Annotated in this window: 15 protein-coding genes; 8 read left to right on the forward strand and 7 right to left on the reverse strand. The window is 45.2% G+C overall.

Annotated elements, in window-relative coordinates; genetic code table 11:
- Nucleotide 1 precedes the first annotated feature (1 nt).
- Nucleotides 2-805, reverse strand: coding sequence for an alpha/beta hydrolase (locus BEL04_RS11525; protein WP_066003908.1), 804 nt, complete (start codon nucleotides 803-805; stop codon nucleotides 2-4).
- Between the two features lie 329 nt (nucleotides 806-1,134).
- Between BEL04_RS11525 and BEL04_RS11530 the strand changes: the two genes are divergently transcribed.
- The 3 genes from BEL04_RS11530 (at nucleotide 1,135) to BEL04_RS11540 (ending at nucleotide 6,686) form a co-directional block, all read left to right on the forward strand.
- Nucleotides 1,135-2,340 (forward strand): sensor histidine kinase, encoded by a 1,206-nt coding sequence (locus tag BEL04_RS11530; protein ID WP_066003911.1) that lies wholly within the window; start codon nucleotides 1,135-1,137, stop codon nucleotides 2,338-2,340.
- A gap of 94 nt (nucleotides 2,341-2,434) precedes the next feature.
- Entirely contained in the window at nucleotides 2,435-4,717 is a 2,283-nt protein-coding gene (locus BEL04_RS11535) for a histidine kinase dimerization/phosphoacceptor domain -containing protein (protein ID WP_066003914.1), read from the forward strand.
- Between the two features lie 10 nt (nucleotides 4,718-4,727).
- Entirely contained in the window at nucleotides 4,728-6,686 is a 1,959-nt protein-coding gene (locus tag BEL04_RS11540) for a sigma 54-interacting transcriptional regulator (RefSeq protein WP_066005203.1), read from the forward strand.
- Here BEL04_RS11540 and BEL04_RS11545 read toward each other — a convergent pair.
- Complete coding sequence (locus BEL04_RS11545; protein WP_139113016.1) at nucleotides 6,683-7,054, reverse strand: hypothetical protein; 372 nt, start codon at nucleotides 7,052-7,054, stop codon at nucleotides 6,683-6,685. The genes BEL04_RS11540 and BEL04_RS11545 overlap by 4 nt on opposite strands.
- 6 nt (nucleotides 7,055-7,060) lie before the next feature.
- A complete protein-coding gene (locus BEL04_RS11550; protein ID WP_175404064.1) occupies nucleotides 7,061-7,294 on the reverse strand; it encodes a hypothetical protein in 234 nt (77 codons plus the stop codon).
- Between the two features lie 404 nt (nucleotides 7,295-7,698).
- Between BEL04_RS11550 and BEL04_RS11555 the strand changes: the two genes are divergently transcribed.
- The 3 genes from BEL04_RS11555 to BEL04_RS11565 are packed head-to-tail and all read left to right on the forward strand — an operon-like array spanning nucleotide 7,699 to nucleotide 10,267.
- Entirely contained in the window at nucleotides 7,699-9,069 is a 1,371-nt protein-coding gene (locus BEL04_RS11555) for an alginate export family protein (protein ID WP_066005208.1), read from the forward strand.
- A 47-nt stretch (nucleotides 9,070-9,116) separates the two neighbouring features.
- Complete coding sequence (locus BEL04_RS11560; protein WP_066003921.1) at nucleotides 9,117-9,590, forward strand: Dps family protein; 474 nt, start codon at nucleotides 9,117-9,119, stop codon at nucleotides 9,588-9,590.
- A gap of 2 nt (nucleotides 9,591-9,592) precedes the next feature.
- Nucleotides 9,593-10,267, forward strand: coding sequence for a YoaK family protein (locus tag BEL04_RS11565; protein WP_066003923.1), 675 nt, complete (start codon nucleotides 9,593-9,595; stop codon nucleotides 10,265-10,267).
- Here the strand turns inward: BEL04_RS11565 and BEL04_RS11570 are convergent, their stop codons facing one another.
- Complete coding sequence (locus BEL04_RS11570) at nucleotides 10,268-12,217, reverse strand: sigma 54-interacting response regulator (RefSeq protein WP_066003926.1); 1,950 nt, start codon at nucleotides 12,215-12,217, stop codon at nucleotides 10,268-10,270. It abuts the gene before it with no gap.
- Complete coding sequence (locus BEL04_RS11575; protein ID WP_066003928.1) at nucleotides 12,214-14,469, reverse strand: histidine kinase dimerization/phosphoacceptor domain -containing protein; 2,256 nt, start codon at nucleotides 14,467-14,469, stop codon at nucleotides 12,214-12,216. The genes BEL04_RS11570 and BEL04_RS11575 overlap by 4 nt, the downstream gene beginning before the upstream one ends.
- A gap of 467 nt (nucleotides 14,470-14,936) precedes the next feature.
- Here BEL04_RS11575 and BEL04_RS11580 point away from each other — a divergent pair, with 467 nt between their 5' ends.
- A complete protein-coding gene (locus BEL04_RS11580) occupies nucleotides 14,937-15,464 on the forward strand; it encodes a YceI family protein (RefSeq protein WP_066005211.1) in 528 nt (175 codons plus the stop codon).
- 121 nt (nucleotides 15,465-15,585) lie between these two features.
- Nucleotides 15,586-16,365 (forward strand): alpha/beta hydrolase, encoded by a 780-nt coding sequence (locus BEL04_RS11585; RefSeq protein WP_066003930.1) that lies wholly within the window; start codon nucleotides 15,586-15,588, stop codon nucleotides 16,363-16,365.
- 562 nt (nucleotides 16,366-16,927) lie between these two features.
- On the opposite strand, the gene BEL04_RS11590 is transcribed toward BEL04_RS11585, so the two are convergent.
- Nucleotides 16,928-18,223, reverse strand: a complete 1,296-nt coding sequence (locus BEL04_RS11590) for a hypothetical protein (RefSeq protein WP_066003931.1) — start codon at nucleotides 18,221-18,223, stop codon at nucleotides 16,928-16,930.
- Between the two features lie 28 nt (nucleotides 18,224-18,251).
- On the reverse strand, nucleotides 18,252-19,964 hold the full coding sequence (locus BEL04_RS11595) for a RagB/SusD family nutrient uptake outer membrane protein (protein WP_175404065.1): 1,713 nt from the start codon (nucleotides 19,962-19,964) through the stop codon (nucleotides 18,252-18,254).
- Between the last annotated feature and the right edge of the window lie 27 nt (nucleotides 19,965-19,991).

Here is a 19,991-nt window from a genome sequence, read left to right on the forward strand (position 1 = left end):
ATTAGATTTTTGTTAACCAGTTCAAAATAAAATCTGCGAGCTCCTGCCAGCCGGGCTGGCCGAGTACAAAATGGTTGCGGCCGGCAAACTCCTTATAATCGGTTACAGATTGATGGTGCGAGTACTTTTTGAAGTTTTTATAGTTAAGCGATGCCGGTATAAAATGGTCTGCACTGCCCGAAATGAATAATAACGGTGCATGGGGCCTTTTAAAGTCTATTTTGGCTGCGGGCGTTGTAGCATCACGTACCAGTAGTTTCGATTCGGGAACCAGCAAACTGTAGTAGGCCTCTTTTTGCTCGTCGTACGGCATGTCATTAGTAAAGGCATACTGCCATTTGGCGAATGACATGAGGTAGGTTTTGCGCGTATCGGTAAAGAAGCCCAAAGCGCCCCAGCCGGCTTTGTAAAATGAGAATTTGAATGTAAAGATGCCCTGTGGTTGTAACGAATGGATGGCTATGCCTGCGGAAGCCAACCCTTTTTGAACGATTAACTGTGTAATCAATCCACCCATCGAATGACCGATAAGAATGGGCCGTTCGGGCAAACCCGCTACGATAGCGGTAAAATAGGCGGTCAAGTTAGCCAGTCGTTGGCTCGCAATATCAGTGTCGGGGTGCCTTTGGCGCAGGCTGCAGGCTGGTGCATCCTTATAGGGCCAGGCAGGGGCTAAGGTTTTATAGCCTTGCTGTTCGAAGTAGGGTTTCCATTCGTCCCAGCAATCATTGCTTACAAACGCCCCGGTAATAAAAATGATAGTTTTTGATTGGATCAGCGCTGTTTGTTGATGAAGTGTGCTCATGTCCGTTATATTTTGGTATGAACCACTAATGGCAAGCTCTGAGCCATTTATTTAATTATTTGATAATGAAGTAATTAATCGTTTTAGGTTGATAATAAATGGCTTTATATCGTTAAGTGCCCTCGTCGGGCAACGATATAGGGTAAACAGCGCGGGTATTTTTCGGCGACAACGATATATCGTTGTCGCAAATAGTTCAGCGATATTTAGATGTGTACTTTTTTAGAAAGAGGGTAGATTTCGCACTTTTTTATCCTGATACTCATCATTTTTGAGATAGGACCCATGGTTTACGCGCTTTGGCCCGCTTTATGTAAAGCCCCGGTTCGATGAGACTACCTTTAGCAGTTATTATTTTTCTTATTTGCCAATATATCGCCTCGGCGCAGGCGCCGGCACGCAACGATTCAGCCCGCCTGCGCCTGTTACTTAAACAAAGCCATTCCGATTCCGTCCGCAAAGATTACCTGTCGGCATTTAAGCATCTAAAACGATACGTCCGGTTGAAAGACTCGATGCTCGACATAGCCGGAAAAAGGCAAGTCAGCCGGCTCCAAACCCGGTTCCAGACAGCTAAAAAGGATCTGGCGATTAAATCGCAGGAAAAAAATATCACCCTGCTTACCAATCAAAACACCCTGGTTAATAAAAACCTTGGGCAAACTCGGCTGATACGTAAAATAATAGTTGGTTTGCTTATTGCCTCAGCATTGTTATTGGCGCTTAGCTTTTGGCAGTACTGCTTAAAACTGCAGGCCAATTCTCGTTTGCAGGCTCAACAAGATGCGATCAACAAGCAAAACGAGTCGTTACTGTGTTTGGCGGGCCAAAAAGACGAGCTGCTCGAAGAGAAAGAGTTACTCATTAAAGAGATTCACCACCGGGTTAAAAACAACCTGCAGGTGGTTATCAGCCTGCTCAATACACAGTCGGCCTATTTAAACGATCCGCGTGCAGGGCAGGCCATTCGCCAAAGCCAGTACCGTATGCACTCCATATCTCTTATTCACCAAAAGCTTTACCAGTCAGAAAGCCGGGCGCTTATCAATATGCGCGAATACACGCAGGAATTGATACAGTATCTGAAGCAAAGCTTTGACATCGGCAACCAGATCAGCATCAAACTGAAGATAGATGATATAGAACTTGACGTTTTACGGGCCGTCCCGCTTGGTTTGATCCTGAACGAGACAATAACCAATGCGCTTAAGTATGCCTTTCCGGCCGATGGTAGTGGATATATCAAGGTTGCATTGAGCTGTGTAAATGGGAAATATCTAAAACTTGGCATTACCGATAATGGCCCCGGTATGCCACCCGGATTCAGCATCAATCTCTGCCAATCCTTAGGTATTAAGCTTATCAAAAGTATGTGCCGGCAACTCGGTGGCCGCCTGGATATGCGAAACGAAAACGGCCTGATTGTCATAATCGAATTCCCGATGGATAATACCTCCGGAGAAACGCCCGTAAATGACGATATATCGTCATTTGACGATAGGGTGAAATTGCCAGCAGATACGAAAACGAATTAAATAATTGTATTTCAGTTAGTTAAAATACAGGAACAGATATTGCAAAAGGGCGGGAGATGGGAGAAAAAACGTGAATATAATTTGTCGAAAGAAAATGTTTGTATACATCCGGGCCATTTTGTTTGCCTTTGGTTTACTGGTAATCGTTGGTAATGCATTGTCGCAGGTGCCTAACCCGGCGGCGTTGCAGGCGCGCCTGCTAAACAGCAGGCCTGATACATCGCGATTAAGTACGTTATTGAAACTGGCTGATTATTATAACAACCTGGCCGATCCATCACACGAAATAAACAGGGCCATGACTTATGGCACAGATGCTGAAAAATTAAGCCTGACGCTTAATGATAAACGCGGACTGGCAAACAGCTATACCGCACAAGCTAAAACCTGGCGCAATAAGAGAGATACTGCGAAGGCAATGGATTACCTGCGCCGGGCAAAAAACCTGTTTGTAGCTAACCGGCTTTTGCGGGAAGCCGCCGAAGTGGTTTTAAATATGGAAGAGTTTTACCAGTATTTTGGCGGTACAGACATCAACGTGCGAATAGCGTATTACCAGCAGGCGCTTGCATTATTTCAAAAAACAACTGCAAAAAATCGCGAGGAAGCTACTTTGAAAGTGCTGGGCGATTTCTATTACGTGGCTGGCGATAACCTCAAATCATTGCAATACCTCCAGCAGGCACAAGCTCTTATAGAATACGCCGGAGTGTTTGACAAAGAAGGGTTATATGATTTGCTGGGCTCTGTTAACGCACAACTCGGCAATTTAAACAAGGCCCTCGAATATGGTTTACTTGCAGTTAAAATGACAGAGCTGGGCAAAGATACTACTATGCAGGCTTGTGCGGTTTACAACCGTGTCGGTATAACTTATTATAATATGAAGGAGCTTAAGCCTGCGTTGTTATATTTTCAAAAATCGCTAAATGTTGCCACAAGATGTAAAGACATACAAACGCAGATAAACGAATATGTACTTATTGCGCAGGTTATGACGGCCCAGGGGCGGTTTGCTGATTGTGCCGATATGTTAAAAAAAGTCTCTAAGCAATTTCCAGCTGCCGAAATAACGCGCCACATTGGGTTTGATCTTTGTTTTTTGAGATGCTATGTGAGTTTAAAAAAATTTACAGAGGCTAAGGTGTATTGCGACCGCATTGAAACGGCCATCAAAAAAGATAAGCAAAACAACAGCTTTATGCTGGCTATTCAAAACTACCTGGTCGAATACTATATCGCCACGCACCAGGACAGACCTGCCCGGGCGCATTTAAGCTTGATGAGGAAAGCAGTGGCCGCTCAACACAATACTTTGGCTTTGGCTTTGACCTATTCGTGGCAGGCCGCGCTCGATTCGATAGAAAATAACCTTGCATCGGCTTACAAAAATCTGAAAATAGCTAACAGCTTGCAGGATAGCATCTGGAACGAGAGAGAGGGCAGACAGGTCGCCCAATTGCAGATCCAGTTTGAAACAGAGAAAAAGGATCAGCAGCTCAAAGCAAAAGCAGATCGTGTTCAATTGCTGAACAATCAGGCGCGCCTGCAAAAAATTAACCTTGCCCAGGAAAAAACAACACAAAAGCTCATCGCAGGTGGTGTATTGTTGTTGCTGATCCTTTTGGCGCTCACTTATAACAGTTATCGTTCAAAACAACGCGTAAACAGGCAATTGCAGGTGCAGCAATTAGAAATTGAACAGAAGAATCAATCGTTAACCAACCTGGTACATCAAAAAGACGATCTGTTGCAGGAAAAGGAATGGCTCATGAAAGAGATTCACCACCGGGTGAAAAATAACCTGCAGATAGTGATCAGCCTGCTTAGCTCGCAATCTAACTACCTTGATAACGATGTTGCATACAAAGCTATCCGCGAGAGCCAGCACCGTATGCAATCCATATCCTTAATTCATCAAAAGCTATATCAATCAGAAAACCTGGCTTTGGTTGATATCCGAGCCTATATAACCGATCTTATCGCCTATCTGCGCGAAAGCTTCGACACCGGCCCGCGTATAACGTTTGAAACGGATATTGCCCACGCCAAACTGGATGTTACCCGGGCAGTGCCCTTGGGGTTGATATTGAATGAGGCCATTACCAATGCCATCAAATATGCTTTTCCGGGTAACCGTAACGGTAAGATCAGCATTACCCTGAAACCACGGGAAGAAGGGGTGTGCACGCTTATCATACATGATGATGGGGTGGGCTTGCCTGAAACTATAGATTTCGCTAAAAGCAAATCGTTAGGCATGAGCTTAATGCGCGGCCTGAGCAAACAGTTGGGTGGCAGCCTTAGGGTTGAAAGTGGCAAAGGGATAACAATAATTGTGGATTTTGTTGATGAGAAACTTTTGAAAGCGGTTTAAGCCTATGATTATGCATAAAAAAATACTCATTGTTGAAGACGAATTTATTGTGGCCAACGATCTTTCCATCACGCTCGAAGATGCGGGCTATGATGTTTGCGGTATCGCCGACTCGGTAGAAGAGGCAAAAGAAATGATAACCAGATATCAGCCCGAACTCGTATTGCTTGATATACATTTAAATGGCCGGTTGACGGGAATAGATCTGGCGCGATACTTAGGAGAGCAGAATATTGCCTTTGTTTACTTGTCGGCCAATTCTAATCAAAAAATACTCGAAGAAGCCAAGGCTACCAATCCCTATGGGTTTATGGTTAAGCCTTTTCGGGAGAAAGACGTTTTGGTAAGCCTCGAAATTGCACAATACCTGCACGGGCAAAATATATCGGCACGTAAAAACAACGAATTGTTACTTCTGGGGGCATTAGCAGATGTCCTGGCCGATAATAGCCCCTGGGGAAAGATACTTTTAAAAATTGCCAAACTGTTGCAACCGCATATCCCTTTTGACTACGCGGCCATCGGGATGAAAAACATGGACAGTATCCCTTACCGTGGGACAAGTTTTTTACGGCTCGGGTTTAACGAGTACCAGGTTATTGGTTTCGAAGAACTATTATCGATAGCCGGGTTAAAAAAACACGAGCTGCTAAAAATACAGGAACCCACCGAAGACGACGTTGAAACTGCTGTTTATAACGGCATGGCTTTTATAAATGCTTGCGGCTGTAATGCAGAAAAAAGCCTGGTAAACCGGCTATTTAAAATGGATGCCAACCTGTCCATATTTATACCTGTGGCTGGCCACCGGGGTTTTACCATATCGTTTTACAGCCGTAAGAACGATATCTACAATAACCAGCACCTGGCCCTGGCCAGGCGTTTACAAAAAACGCTTGCCCCGGTGATAGAAGGGATATTAAACACCTGTCCGGATAGGACAGAAACGGCTATCACCGGCGCCGTTAGCCAGGCAGGTAACAGTAAAACAGAAAAAAACTCCCCCAAACCCGGTTTCGACGGCATTATAGGCAGCAGCCATTTATTACTGACGGCTTTAGATCACCTTACCCTGGTGGCGCCCATGGAAACATCAGTGCTGATTTTGGGGGAAAGCGGAACCGGAAAAGAGCGTTTTGCCAAATCGGTACACAATCTATCTGCCCGTAAAAATAAACCGATAGTAACGGTTAACTGCGCTGCGTTGCCCACGCATTTGATCGAATCTGAATTATTCGGGCATGAAAAAGGCGCATTTACCGGAGCCGTTGACAAGCGCACCGGTAAATTTGAACTGGCAAACGGCGGTACTATATTTTTAGATGAGATTGGCGAACTGCCACTCGAATCACAGGCCAAATTGCTCAGGGTATTGCAGGAAAAAGAAATAGAAAGACTTGGCGGCCGCGAGACAATTAAAATAGATGTAAGGGTAATTGCAGCCACGAACTGCAACCTGGAAAAAGAAGTTGCGGCCGGCAAGTTCAGACTCGATCTGTATTACCGGTTGAATATCTTCCCGATACATTTACCGGCACTCCGCGATCGGAAGGAAGACCTGCCCGAACTGGCAGCTTTTTTTGTCCGTAAGTATGGGGAGCGGGTGGGTAAGCCAGGTATGTCGTTATCGGCACAGGCGTTGAATGATCTGGCCGCGTATCACTGGCCCGGCAACGTACGCGAACTCGAACACCTGATAGAACGAAGCGTTTTGTTAAACCGAGGTTTGGTTATCGATCATGTTACTATTGCCAGCAAACCCGGGGCTGCCGGTACGCCGGAGGAAAGTACACGTATTAAGTCTATCGACGATAACGAAAGGGATTATATTTTGTTGGTGCTGAGAAAGTGCAACGGCCGTATATCAGGGCCCGGAGGTGCGGCCGAATTGCTCCAGGTACCCTCTACAACGCTTAATTCAAAAATGAAACGTTTAGGCATTACCCGTAAACACGTGAGCGACTTTTAATCGGGCCATTGCATGGCCTCTGCTAAAACAGCGGCAAACTCATGAACGAATAACGCACAGAAGATCATTGTTTTACGGTTGCCGGTATTAACAACCTGCAAACCTGCATACAGATGGTGAAACTTGCTAAGTACAGCATATCTGTCGGCGGCATCCATCTCAATCCAAGCCTGATAGGTCATTTTAATATACGGGAGCGCAAGGACATTATCGGATAAACTATTGATCGGCCGAAATTCAGTTCCGCAGTCATCCATAGTAAGATACTTGCCGATGGCATTATTTGCAAATACTTTGTATAGATGGTTTTCCAGCAGTCTCCGCAATGCCGCAGAGTTGGGCATATTCAATGTTATATTGCTTTTCATGCGCATTCAATTAGTTAATCTTAAAATGCCGTTGGTGATCAGTAAACCACGATAGCCTACCTGGGTATCGATAGTGTGAATGTATTGATAAGTGCGGGTAAGCAGATCGTATCCGCAGTCTATCAATTTTACGTGCAAATCGCTAATGGCAAAGTTTTCTCCGCTTTGAACGCATTGCAGCTTGTCTCTGTTGACTGCTAAAAAGTCGTCGGTGTATCCTATCTGATGTAATCGTATCACCCAATTGGTTAAGCTGCGATTAAGTTTTTTTGTTGGCTGCTGATTCATGTTTCTGTTTTTGAACCAGGTTCAACCAGTGTTCCAAATAAATAACTATCTAATTGTGAATGAGTTGTAAGTGTGTGTGAAAATAACAAAAACGCTATTTCGCAATTCACCCCCCCCCCGGCAACGAAATACGGTTAAAGTGCTTTTGAAACAAGTAATTCAGGCAGATTTCAACGACAACGTTATATCGTTAAAAAACCGGTAAAACTCCGAAATAAAGCTACTGTTCGATGTGGTTTTAATTTTAAATATTTAATAATCAAAGGTTTATACTGTTGGTATTTGTGTTGTACACGGTATACAATACGAACATCATTTTTTTAGACACCGATTCAGCGACCCTATCATCAACCTTTATGAAAAACCTCGTTATCTTATTTTTTATCCTTACTTCCTGCGCGTGCATGGCGCAGGAAGTTCCGTTCAAATCGTTACGGTATGATGAAAATTACAGCTATCTCGCCAACGATACTTCGGCTAATTGGTACCATCAACTCAAATTTAACCCTGTTTCAAAAGATAAGACTACTTATTTCAGCTTTGGCGGCGAAGTACGTTACCAGTATTTTCACTTTAACAACGAGGGCTGGGGCGAAGCGCCGCAGGATAAGGACGGTTTTATCCTAACCCGCTACCTTGGGCATATAGATTTACATTCGGGGAAGCGTTTCAGGGCTTTTGTACAATTGCAAAGCAGTTTGGCTAATGGCGAAGCAGAAATGCCATCGCCGGTAGATCAAAACCCGCTCGATCTGCACCAGGCTTTTATCGATTATACCGTCACATCAGCCGGCGGTCAGGACCTGACTTTACGCTTAGGCCGGCAGGAATTATCTTATGGGTCGCAGCGTTTAGTGGCCGTACGCGAGGCTCCGAATAACCGGCAATCTTTTGATGCTGCCAAACTGATGTACGGCGGCAAGGATATCAAACTTGATGTTTTTTACTCTTGCTACGTGCCTGCCAAGCCCAATATTTTTGATGATGGTTTTAACAATGGCACGCAATTTTGGGGGGCCTACGGAGTTTTTAACAAGGTGCCCGTAGTTCAAAATTTTGATATCTATTATTTGGGCATCTATAAAAAGGCGGCCGTATTTAATGACGGCAAAGGTGCTGAAACGCGCCACTCTGCAGGTACAAGGTTGTGGCAAACCACACAGGCCTGGCAATACGATATAGAAGGCGTTTATCAGTTCGGCAATTTTGCAGGCAATACTATTTCGGCCTGGACAGCTTCGGCAAATATCTCTTACACGTTTTATAAAACACAGGGCAAACCGCAAGTCGGGTTAAAGACGGAGGCTATCAGCGGCGATACAAATCCTAAAGACGGCCGAATGAATACCTTTAACCCGCTGTTCCCCAAAGGAGCATATTTTGGGCTGGCTGCGTTGATCGGCCCTTACAACCTAACCGACTTACACCCATACGTCCAGGTTAACCTGACCAAAAAACTCGTATTTTCTTCAGATTACGACATGTTTTGGCGCATGACCGCAAACGATGGCCTGTATGCCGTAAATGGCGCATTGCTCTACGCAGGCCAGGCGGGCGTATCAAAACAAATCGGCAACCAGTTAGGCGGGGCATTTGAATATACGCCCAATAAATATTTATATTTAAGAGAGGAATTTACCTGGTTTAGTGCCGGCGACTATTTAAAGGAAGCCGGGCCCGGCAAAGATATTTTAATGGTAGGCAGTACGATAACTTTCAAATTCTAAGTACGGATAAACACCTATTGAACCATTCACTTTTAAAACTATAAACTATGGAACCAAACATCGGCATAAAAGCCATCAACCTGGAGAAAACTGCACATGCGCTAAACAGCATTCTGGCAGACGAATTTTTGTTGTATACCAAAACCCGCAATGCTCACTGGAATGTGGAGGGCCCAGACTTTCACAGCATGCATTTGTTTTTCGAAACACAGTACGAGGTTTTGGACGAACTAATGGATGATGTGGCCGAGCGGATCCGTTCGCTTGGGCATTACGCCCCGGCTACTTTGAAAAGTTTCCTTGAACTCACCCATTTTACCGAGCAACTGCACAGTATAAATACCGGGTCAGGTTTTATCAAAGAATTATTGAATGACCATGAAAGCCTGGTTATTCATCTGCGGGAGAATATTAATTATTTTGCAAACGACCTGGAAGACGCCGGCACAAGCGATTTTATTACTTCCCTGATGGAAAAACATGAAAAAATGGCCTGGATGCTAAGAGCACATATCAGGTAACGATGGACACGGAAAAATTCACCAGGAATACCACGCTGCTGCTGTGTTTTGCGGCCGGCTTTTGCGATACGCTTACCTTTGTTGCCGCAGGCGAATTATTTTCGGCTCACGTTACCGGCAATTTTATCGTGTTTGCTTATGATATTGTTAAACACTCCGATCATCAAAGCTGGCAAAAACTGCTCACTTTTCCCGTTTTTATATTGGCGGTAATGCTGGGCGGGCAAATCGCCAAAAAAACAAGCAATATATACACATTGCTTGTTTTAGAAGCGCTGCTATTGTTAATCAGCGGTGTAGTGTCAGTGTTTTTATTGAATAACGGGCAGGGCAGCGGCTGGCAGGTGCAGTTAGTTGCGATACTGATTGTAATAGCTATGGCGTTTCAAAACACATTCGGTAAACTGTTTAACAAGGCAACTTATGGTTTAACAACTGTAATGACGGGTAACGTAACCCAGGCTTCGCTCGATTTGATTAAAGGCATTACCGCCGCCAATACCGAAGTATGGACAAGCTTTAAAAAACAGATTACTTTAATCGGCGGTTTTTTGATGGGATGCCTTGCAGGCGCTTTAATGGCCAAACAATACGGCTTGGTAGCAGTGTTGCTCCCGGCTGTATTAATGTTAGCGTGGCTTGGGGCAAACAAGCTGCTTCGTCAAACAATAGCTTAATTAGGCGCCGAAATCTTTACGGATGCCCAGCTTTTTCATTTTTGAGTTTAAAGTGGTAGGCGGTATATTCAATAAACTGGCGGCGCCGCCTTCTCCCCATATCTTACCGTTGCACTTTTTAAGCGCCGCCAGGATATGGGCTCGTTCGCCCTCGCTCATGGTTGTAACTGTGGCGCTGGCAAGCGTAGCAGTGGGGGGCTGTTCCAATTGAGTTGGCAGCACCATGTTGGTGATCATATCATCGCGGGTAAGCAGTACATTGCGCTCTATTAAATTTTCAAGCTCGCGGATATTGCCCGGCCAATGGTATTGCTGCATGTTTGCTATCACCTGCGGCGCAATACCGCGTACGGTTTTGCCGGTTTTACGGGCGTAGATGTTTAAGAAATGGGCAGCCAGGTCGGGTATATCCTCCTTGCGGTCGCGCAGGGGCGGCATCACTATCGGAAAAACATTGATACGATAAAAAAGATCAAGCCGAAAACGGCCCTCGGCTACTTCCTTATCCAAATTACGGTTGGTAGCCGCAATGATACGGACATCGGTTTTAATAGTTGTACGGCCGCCGATGCGCTCAATCTCCTTCTCCTGCAAAACGCGCAGCAATTTTGATTGTGACTCTAAAGGAAGTTCGCCTATTTCATCCAGAAAGATGGTGCCGGTATGTGCCTGCTCAAAACGGCCTGTTTTCCGTTCGTACGCCCCCGTAAAGGCGCCTTTTTCGTGACCGAACAGTTCAGAATCGATCAACGAGGTTGGCAGTGCAGCGCAATTTATCCTGATAAACGGTTTATCCTTTCTTAACGATAACGAGTGGATACGCTCGGCTATCTTCTCTTTACCGGTACCGCTCTCGCCCAATATCAGTACCGAAGAGTCGGACTTTGACACCTGTATCACATTATCAAAAACATTGAGCAGCAAATGGCTGCTGCCGATAATACCACTAAACGGGTTGGCCTGTCCGGCTGGTGTTGTCTGCCGGTTAATTTCGTGGTTATTTGCTTTGGCTATAAAAGGGCTGTCGGATGCATACAACATGCTTTGCATAAAATTACTTAGCAATGGTTGTAGCCTGTTACAAACCACCAGGTTATCAGCCTGGTAGGCACCGACCCTCCGGCTATAAAAATTAAAGTAAAAAAATTTCCCTGTGGTTACCGGTATGGGTACCGACAGGTGTGATTTAAGATTATAGGTTTCTACATAAAGCTTTTTTAGCGAGGGCGACTTTAAAAGCATATCCAATTCAAATTCGTCGTACCAGGTGGCCATCAGATCGGCCTGGTCATTTGCTTTAAGTTTGGCCAACTCGTGCTCTTTGCGGTTGGTGATTACCATCAGTTCTGCACAGCCTATAAACTGGTATTCATCAAACCCGATCCTCGAAAAACCTATTTCATAAAAACTTTCGTCTGCTTCCTGTTTCATACCCACCGATAAAAACTCAAACGGGACGTAAGGTTGCAGCGTTTTGCCCATCTGCAATATTTTGTACGTCCAGCTTGCCGCCGAAGCTAAAATTTCTGCAGCTTTTTTTTGCAATACAGCATTTTGCCTTAAGCCGTTCTCCATCTGGTTTTCGTATCGATAGAGCGCAATATCCAAAGCAATAAGTACATCCTTCTCCCGGAAAGGTTTGATTACAAAGCCATAAGGGTTGGTTACCTTTGCCGCCTCCAATACTTTTTGGTTTGAGTTGGCCGATATATATATAAACGGTATGTTTTTTTCGGTAAGATGGTGCGCCAGGTCTATCCCCGTCAGCTTACCTTTTAAGTAAATATCCAGTAATACAAACCCAGGCGCAAACTCTTCTATCATCTGCATTGCTTCTTTTACGCTATCGGCAATGCCGCAAACTTCATAGCCGGCAGTTTTCAGGATATTGGCCAAAACATCGGCAATAATAAATTCATCCTCAACTACCAGTACCTTTTTCTTGTTCATAATCTTTTAGCTGAGCTTAACTCTGTTTCCATAATGTTTCTGCCGAACACATCCGTTTCAAAACTAATGTTTATCATGCAACCATCCTCATTCGCGATATCAAAACTTCCACCCAATTGCTTGCTTAATCCTTTCATTAAGTTGAGGCCTAATGATTCGGCTTTGCCGATGTCAAACCCCTCGGGGAGGCCCGGTCCGTTATCAGCAATGGTTAAGTGAATCAGCGGCCCTTTACCTTTAACCAACGAAATATAAATAATCCCGGCTTCGTCTGCCGGGTACGCGTATTTAATGGCATTTGTAATGGCCTCATTCAGTATCAGGCCCAGGGGCACGGCCTGCGTTACATCCAGGTAAATATCATCCACCTGCTTTTCAAAAAATATCCGGTTATCTAAGTTACTGCTAACTTTTAAATGCTGTATCATTTCGTTAACATATTCGGGCATGCAGATCAAATCGAGATTTTCGGATTGATAAAGCTTTTGATGGATCAAAGCAATGGAGTGCATGCGGTTTTCGCTGTTTTGTATGGCGATCAGCGCATCCTGGTTATCGATATAGGAAGATTGCCGCTGCAGCAGGCCCATAACTATCTGCAAGTTATTTTTAACGCGATGGTGGATCTCCTTAAGCAGCCATTCTTTCTCTGCCACCAATTTGTTGAGCATAACGTTCTGGTCACTGATCGCCTTACTATTCAGGCGGTTTGCCCTGTAACCAAAATAAAGCAGCACAACGATGATCAAAAGAAAAACGATGCCCGTGAGCGTAAGATTGCGGATATGATCGGCCTGCTTAATACGGCTTGCCTGCAACAGGCTCTCTTTTCTTAAATATAAATTCTCTCTCTCTTTTTTCTCGGTATCGTATTGCACCTGCAGCTCCTGCATCTGCTTATTGATGGTAGCCGTCAGTACCGAATCTTTAAGCCTAACATAGATGCGGTAATTCTGCATCGCCGAAAGATAATTCTGACGGGCCGAATCTATCTGGTAACTATAGAGATAGCTGTTGTATGTGACTCTGTTTTTAAGACGGACATTCCCTATGGCTTTTTTATAGACAGGTATTAATGCTGCTGCTTTATTGTAATTGCCGACGCCTATGTTGTACATCAGGAGAGCTCTTAAAGCGTTCGATTTTTCGCTGGGGCTATTGTACGAGGCATCATAATTTTTTAACAAACGTTCGCAATAAGGCCGGCCCTCCCGGTATTTTTTAAGTTTTACGTAAGCAACCAGGTAGCTTATATCGTACGACATGCGCTTTTCGGGTGTAAGCTGCGGAAACTCTTTATCACTTTTTTTAAGTACCGCAATAGCTTCTGCCGGTAAATTGCCCGCATTTAAGCTATGTGCCAGGTTTGATGAAAGATCGATCATATCCTCGCTATGATATTTTTCGGCTACGGCTATTGCCTTTTTAAAATAATAACTTGCCTGGGTAACCTGGGTAATTGCGTAATAAACAAGGGCGGTATGGTTATATATCCTGCACAGTTCCATACTGCTATCTTTTACAGCCTCTGCGGTTTTTACCGCCAATAGTTGATATTTTAAAGCCTCGTGCAAGTTATCCCGGCAGCGGTAATCATCGCCAAGCAGCGTATAAATACTTTGCAAATACCGGTAGCCTTTCGATTGGTAATAGGCCAGGGCCTTTTCGAGGTCGGCAATGGAGTGGGTAAAATCATCAATCTGCAGGTAAAAATCACCAAGTACATTCAGGGTGGCGGCGGCGCGGAGTATTGCGCCCGATTTTTCAAATAAAGGTAAAGCCTGTTCGTAATAGCGGATCATTACCTTATAGTCCTGCCCCCCGGCCGAAAGATAAAACTCCTGCATGTTTAAATATGCTTCGGCCGCGTCGCGGTATAAATTGTGGCTCACAAAAACAGCGATTGCTTTTCTGATCAGTTCATCACTCTTCTTAAAATCCTTTTTTTTGCACCACGCCTGGGCCATCAACTGGTAACTTAAACCCACGCCCTCATTAAATGATAACCTACCGGTCAACTGGCTTGCACGACTGGCTGTCGCCAGGGCGCTGTCAGGCAATGCCGGCTGGTTGACCTGGGCAGCATTGTAGTAACGGCTGATATTTAACAAGATGCTTACTCGCCCGGTATCGGCGCTGCTTGCGCGCAGTTGTTTGTATAATATGTTTACATCTTTAGGAGGAGTTGGTTGCGCAGAGGCATAAACGGTTACGAATGAAAAAAATAACGCAAAATTTAAAATTTTAGCCATCCGGTGTGCAGTAAATTGTGAAATAGCGGGTGTTAGATAGTTCTGCCGCCCGGTTTGATTAGTGTTGACATGATGACGGCCGGCACAACGTTTTCGCAAGTCACAAACCCTGCCGTTTTATGGATATATAAAGTACTGACGCCGATAAAGGCAAAAAAGACGGCACAGACCTATTAAAATCGTTGTTTTTAGTTAATAGCTGGTTTATAAATGCCGGGCCAGCAACGATATATCGTTGCGTTAAACACGATATATCGTTGCCCGGAGAATTATTGCTGCACGTGCATTTACCGGTCTGTATCGCAGATACCCAATGCAGTAACGGTATATAGCTGCTTTACGAAATAAAATCACTTTATAAAGTAATCACGGTTCGTAGGTTTTTTTTGTAATAGCCACATTATCAATGTTTTAATATGATGGCACTTGGTTCGTTGTCTTGCTATCAAACAAAAAAAGCGAATACTATGACAACAAAATGGAAAATCGACCCTGCACACAGTGAAGTGCAGTTTAAGGTAAAGCACCTGATGATTACGACTATTACCGGGTACTTCCATTCGTACAACCTGGAAGTATTGACCGATGGCGATGATTTTACAACCGCGTCCGAAATTGAATTTACTGCCGACGTTGATTCGATCAGCACCAAAAATGATCAGCGCGATGCACATTTAAAATCGGCAGAGTTTTTTAATGCCCAGCAGCATGTGCTGATCAGTTTCAGTGGCAGAAAGTTTGAGCCCGATGCAGATGAATACCTGCTCCGTGGCGACCTGACCATCAAAGGTGTTACCAAACCTATTGTGCTTCATGTAGATTTTGGCGGCATTGTAACAGACCCGTATAATCAAACCAAGGCAGGATTTACTGTAACCGGTAAAATAAGCCGCAAAGAGTTCGGGCTGACATGGGATGCAGTAACAGAAGCGGGGCAAATTGTGGTAAGCGACGAGATTCGCATCAATTGTGATATTCAATTAATTAAATCTTAATATTCACACGCAGCAGGCGGGTAGCATGAAAAGGCTTTATTATATCATAATGGCATACCTGATGTCAGGAAGGTTCAAAAAGTATTGATGCGAAGGCTTGTTAGCTTAATTACCTATACTCATGAAAAATCAACTAACTTTCGAAAGGCTGTTCATCTTAATGGCAGCTGTTTTATTTTTAACGATGATATGCATCGATAGCTTTGGACAAGCAAAAACCCCGGTAAAAAATATCGTGATCGTTCATGGAGCTTTCGCGGATGCATCCGGATGGGAAGCAGTTTATAAAATCCTGAAAAAAGACGGTTATAACGTTACCCTCGTGCAAAATCCTTTAACATCGCTCGAAGACGATGTGGCCGCCGTTAACCTTGCGCTTGACAAAATGGATGGCCCGGTTGTATTAGTGGGGCACTCGTGGGGAGGGGCGGTTATTACTCAGGCAGGTATTTCACCCAAAGTGGCGGGACTGGTTTATGTGGCCGCATTTGTGCCCGAACAGGGGGAGACCGCCATTGGCCTGCTCCAATCGGGGCCCCCGCTACCGGTTAATGGTATTTTACCACCCGATGAAAAAGGGATAGTTTATTTTGATAAAGCAAAGTTTAAAGAGTGTTTTGCTGCCGAACAAACCGACGACAAAGCAAGTTTTATGGCCGACTCTCAACAACCCATTGCTGTCAAATCGTTTTTAACACCTCTAACAGAAGCCGCCTGGAAAAGCAAGCCCTCGTACGCTATAGTAGCTACCGAAGATAAAAGTATTAACCCTGTGCTTGAGCGTACTATGTACAAACGCGCAGGTTCGGTAGTAACCGAATTGAAAGGGAGCCATACGCTTTACATGTCGCAGGCTAAAGCTGTCGCCGCTGTTATTGAAAATGCCGCCGGTCATCTTTGATCAGAGTATCCTTGCTCAGTTTTATTGCGATCGCAAAAACGCGGTTCCTGTACGTAGGAGCTGCGCTTTTGTTTGATGGGTAAATGAAATAAATAGAGTTGGCGTGGTGTTAAATGACGCTGTTTAAGCCGATTTGAGTCCGAATGATACGAACAATGAAAGCAAGAACTCTGTTTAATTTAGGCAAGAGGGTAAGGGGATACAATTTATTTTACCTCAAAAAAAGGGCCTCCTGGTTCAGATACACTTGCCAGATATAGTGTAGTATTACTCCAAAGATGCAGCCGGCAACACCTCTGATTCGGGTACCTTTCAGTTTAGCGTGAAGTAGGACGACGATATGTGTGGCCAAAACAAATTCACAATTGGGTCTACCCGAAACAAAGTTTCTGTATACAGTATCAGGCGAATCAGAATGATAACCGATGTAAGCTGGTTTGCATTGTAAAAAACAACAAGGCCACCGGGCGGCGGCCATTGTTGTTTCGGGCATAAGCCACTAACCAATTATTAACTGTATGAAGAGACAAGCATAAGTCAGAACCCAAAAAATCGGCTGATACTAATTAGCCGGAACAAGACTGTTTAAATAGCTTTCAAGATTGGTATAACCCGATTTGCCGGCCATCAGGTTAGCATCTTTCGCATTTTTCGGATCAAGGCCATGAGCGGTTTCCCAATCATCGGGTATACCATCACCGTCCGAATCCTGTGGCGACCTGGCTGGCTTAATTTTTCCCTGCCCACCTGCCTCGGCCTCGGTTTTAAATATTTTACCTTCTTTGCCTAACGAACGGAGATAGCCGATGATACGGTTATCAATCTCATCCCTGTGCAGCGATGCCCCGGCACCTGTCAGTACTTTTTGATAAGCAACTTCGGCCTCATCAACTTTTACATCCAGCTTAAAGTTGGGCTTGTGTTGCAGGGTTGCGCCTTTTAACGAGTTGGAGTCGACGATGATGGCGGGTTTTACGTGCTTGCTTACGAAATCCGTGTCGCTTACAGGCCTGCCGTTCAAAATGCCGTCTTTATTCATGTCGATATAGTTGCCACGCTGGTAAACATGATCGGTTGTAGTGAACATTCCCAAAAAGGCATGGCCTGAATTGGGCCCGGCAATAAAATAATTGCCGATCACATCCTGGTAGTGGTTAGCACCTGAGTGCCCGCCCACAAGGCCGTTTACGCCCCAGTTGTATACCACGTTGTTGATATATTCGATACCTGCTTTTGCTTTGGGGTTGCGGCTGTGATTGTCTATCCATAAGCAATGGTGTACGGTTACGTTGTGGGGGTCTTCGAACAATGCACCAAAGCGTTGCGGGTCTATGGGTTCGCCGATAAGGCAATATTGTAAAGTAATGTTTGACGTACCCTTGATGTGAAAGTTATCCCAGCGGCCCCATTCGACGGTTACGTGGTCAAATATTACGTCTTTGGCGTTATCCGCGGTCACTGTACAGGCGCCGCGGGGCATATTGATGCTGCCCCTGAAGCGTACATACCTGATGATGCTGCTGTCGGCAAAACCGACACCGGTGCCATAAACCACAATCCCATCCCCCGGCGCAGTTTGGCCCGCTACGGTTATACGCGGTTTAGCGGCAATTTTGCTTTTGATATTGATTACACCTGCCACATCAAAAACCACTGTGCGCCCGGGTACGCTCACCGCATCGCGGAAAGAACCGGAGCCGGAATCGTCGAGGTTGGTTACATGATAAACCTGCCCGCCGCGGCCACCCGTGGCAAATCTGCCAAAGCCTTCGGCGCCCGGGAAAGCGAGCTGCTGGGCATAGCTAAATAAAGCGAACAAACTAAAAAAAGCGGTAATATGTATTCTACGGTAGATCATAAGTGCTTATAACAATGTTTATTAATTACTATTGCCATTTAAACGGCAGGTACCAGTTTGCCTTATCAGCCAGGCGCGCCCTCACCGCTGCTGCATCGCTGCTATTTCCGGCCGCGTCGAATTTTGCGCCTATCTTGTTGGCCAGGTAGTTAGGGTCGGTTGTCTGGCGCCTTAAGGCTATGCGCAGCAAATCTGCCCAGCGATAGCCCTCGTAAGCCATTTCAAGCGCATCTTCGTTAACGATCTTATTTTCGGTATCGGTAACCAGGTTAGCAGGGTCAAACGTCACGCTCTGATCGACCGCCCTGCCTCGGATACCGATATTGCGGTACCAGTTGCCGTTTACCGTTCCCTTCGAAGCATCGAAATTAAACGGATAGGTATCGTTAACGCCATTGTAAGTAGATATTTTAGTTGGCAGGTCGGTGTACAAGCCCTGGTTAATTAGCGCCCCGGCAAGCTGGTTGCGGCCCTGCAGGTTAGCTGCCTCGGCGTATCTCAGGTGAAGCGTTGCGGCCCTGTACAATATCCAGATACCGGTTTTTGTAGTAAGCGGTGTTAAGGGGTTATAAGTAGCGGTGTATTTCAAAACTTCAGGCTTACCGTTGTTTATTTTGTACGATGCGTTCGGCCCGCGGCGGTCGCCTATGCTGCCATCGGCGCGTAGCTGGTTGTCCCAGTTTGCAATCGAAAGCGCCGAAGGTTTTACCAAGTAACCTGCAGATGCCGAGAACAGGTTGATGAATGGATTTGTACCATAATTCTGATCGAGCGGCAATACCCACATCCTTTCAAAGCTGGTTTCGGACTCACCAATGATGTTGGAAAAGATATTTTGCCATGGGTTTACCGTGCCGGTGGTTAACAAAGTGTTACGGCCGCTATTGTCGTTCCCTACCCGGTAGGTATCGTACAGGCTGATGCTGAAATCGGAGGATGACACGTTGGTGCTTGCTGTTTCCATCGCGTCTTTATAGTAAGAAGATGCGATGAGGTAGTTACCTTTCCATAAATTCAGATCGCCCAGAAAGCTGCGGCGGTGAATAAAGAATTTAGATACACCATCCCTGATCGGGTAAGTGCTGGTTGCCATAATCAGGGTTGGGCTGGCTGCGGATGTGTTTTGATCGAGGTATTGTTTTGGGATGGTGTTGGTGAACGCGATCAGCTGATCAAGTAACTGGTCGAAGTTGATACGCGGGAACTTCGAAACATCCGCCAGGTCGTTTACGTTGGCAATCGGGTCGGTAACGTAAGGGATATTGCCATAGTGTATACCGAGCTGCAGGTACATCCAGCTGCGCAGGATGCCGATATCGGCGTATCGCTGATAGTATTCAGGATCGGCGAGCAATTTTTTCTGGTGCATGACGGTAAAGTTGGCCAGCGCATCATTACAGTTATTGATCACCTTATAAAATGGCCGCGGGTCGGCATACGGATTATCGGGTGTTACCGTGTGTGTGCTCAACTGCTTCAGGTAGGTATCCGAGTTCAGGGTAACGTCGAGCAGGTCGCCGCGCAGCTCGTTTAACAATACGTATTTATCGGCAAGGCCAACAAACTGGCCGTAGATACCCAGGATAACGCCATCGGCATCGTAGATGCTTTGGTACATCTGGCTTTGTTGCAGGGCATCTTCAGGTTGTATATCAAAGGTTTTTTTGCAGGAGAGCATACTGCCCATGCACAGCACAAGCACTAAACCCTTTTTTGCAAAACCACTTAAATTTTTATTCATAAACTTCATGTTGCTATTGGTAAAAAC

Origin of the sequence: Mucilaginibacter sp. PPCGB 2223 (assembly GCF_001705515.1) — a bacterium.
GTDB lineage: Bacteria > Bacteroidota > Bacteroidia > Sphingobacteriales > Sphingobacteriaceae > Mucilaginibacter.

What these genes read in the sequence shown, in the direction of transcription:
- BEL04_RS11585 (WP_066003930.1), top strand. Translation starts at nt 15,586, where the DNA reads ATGAAAAATCAACTAACTTTCGAAAGGCTGTTCATCTTAATGGCAGCT.
- BEL04_RS11570 (WP_066003926.1), bottom strand. Translation starts at nt 12,217, where the DNA reads ATGAACAAGAAAAAGGTACTGGTAGTTGAGGATGAATTTATTATTGCC.
- BEL04_RS11525 (WP_066003908.1), bottom strand. Translation starts at nt 805, where the DNA reads ATGAGCACACTTCATCAACAAACAGCGCTGATCCAATCAAAAACTATC.
- BEL04_RS11595 (WP_175404065.1), bottom strand. Translation starts at nt 19,964, where the DNA reads ATGAATAAAAATTTAAGTGGTTTTGCAAAAAAGGGTTTAGTGCTTGTG.
- BEL04_RS11540 (WP_066005203.1), top strand. Translation starts at nt 4,728, where the DNA reads ATGCATAAAAAAATACTCATTGTTGAAGACGAATTTATTGTGGCCAAC.
- BEL04_RS11575 (WP_066003928.1), bottom strand. Translation starts at nt 14,469, where the DNA reads ATGGCTAAAATTTTAAATTTTGCGTTATTTTTTTCATTCGTAACCGTT.
- BEL04_RS11580 (WP_066005211.1), top strand. Translation starts at nt 14,937, where the DNA reads ATGACAACAAAATGGAAAATCGACCCTGCACACAGTGAAGTGCAGTTT.
- BEL04_RS11530 (WP_066003911.1), top strand. Translation starts at nt 1,135, where the DNA reads ATGAGACTACCTTTAGCAGTTATTATTTTTCTTATTTGCCAATATATC.
- BEL04_RS11565 (WP_066003923.1), top strand. Translation starts at nt 9,593, where the DNA reads ATGGACACGGAAAAATTCACCAGGAATACCACGCTGCTGCTGTGTTTT.
- BEL04_RS11590 (WP_066003931.1), bottom strand. Translation starts at nt 18,223, where the DNA reads ATGATCTACCGTAGAATACATATTACCGCTTTTTTTAGTTTGTTCGCT.
- BEL04_RS11555 (WP_066005208.1), top strand. Translation starts at nt 7,699, where the DNA reads ATGAAAAACCTCGTTATCTTATTTTTTATCCTTACTTCCTGCGCGTGC.
- BEL04_RS11560 (WP_066003921.1), top strand. Translation starts at nt 9,117, where the DNA reads ATGGAACCAAACATCGGCATAAAAGCCATCAACCTGGAGAAAACTGCA.
- BEL04_RS11545 (WP_139113016.1), bottom strand. Translation starts at nt 7,054, where the DNA reads ATGAAAAGCAATATAACATTGAATATGCCCAACTCTGCGGCATTGCGG.
- BEL04_RS11535 (WP_066003914.1), top strand. Translation starts at nt 2,435, where the DNA reads ATGTTTGTATACATCCGGGCCATTTTGTTTGCCTTTGGTTTACTGGTA.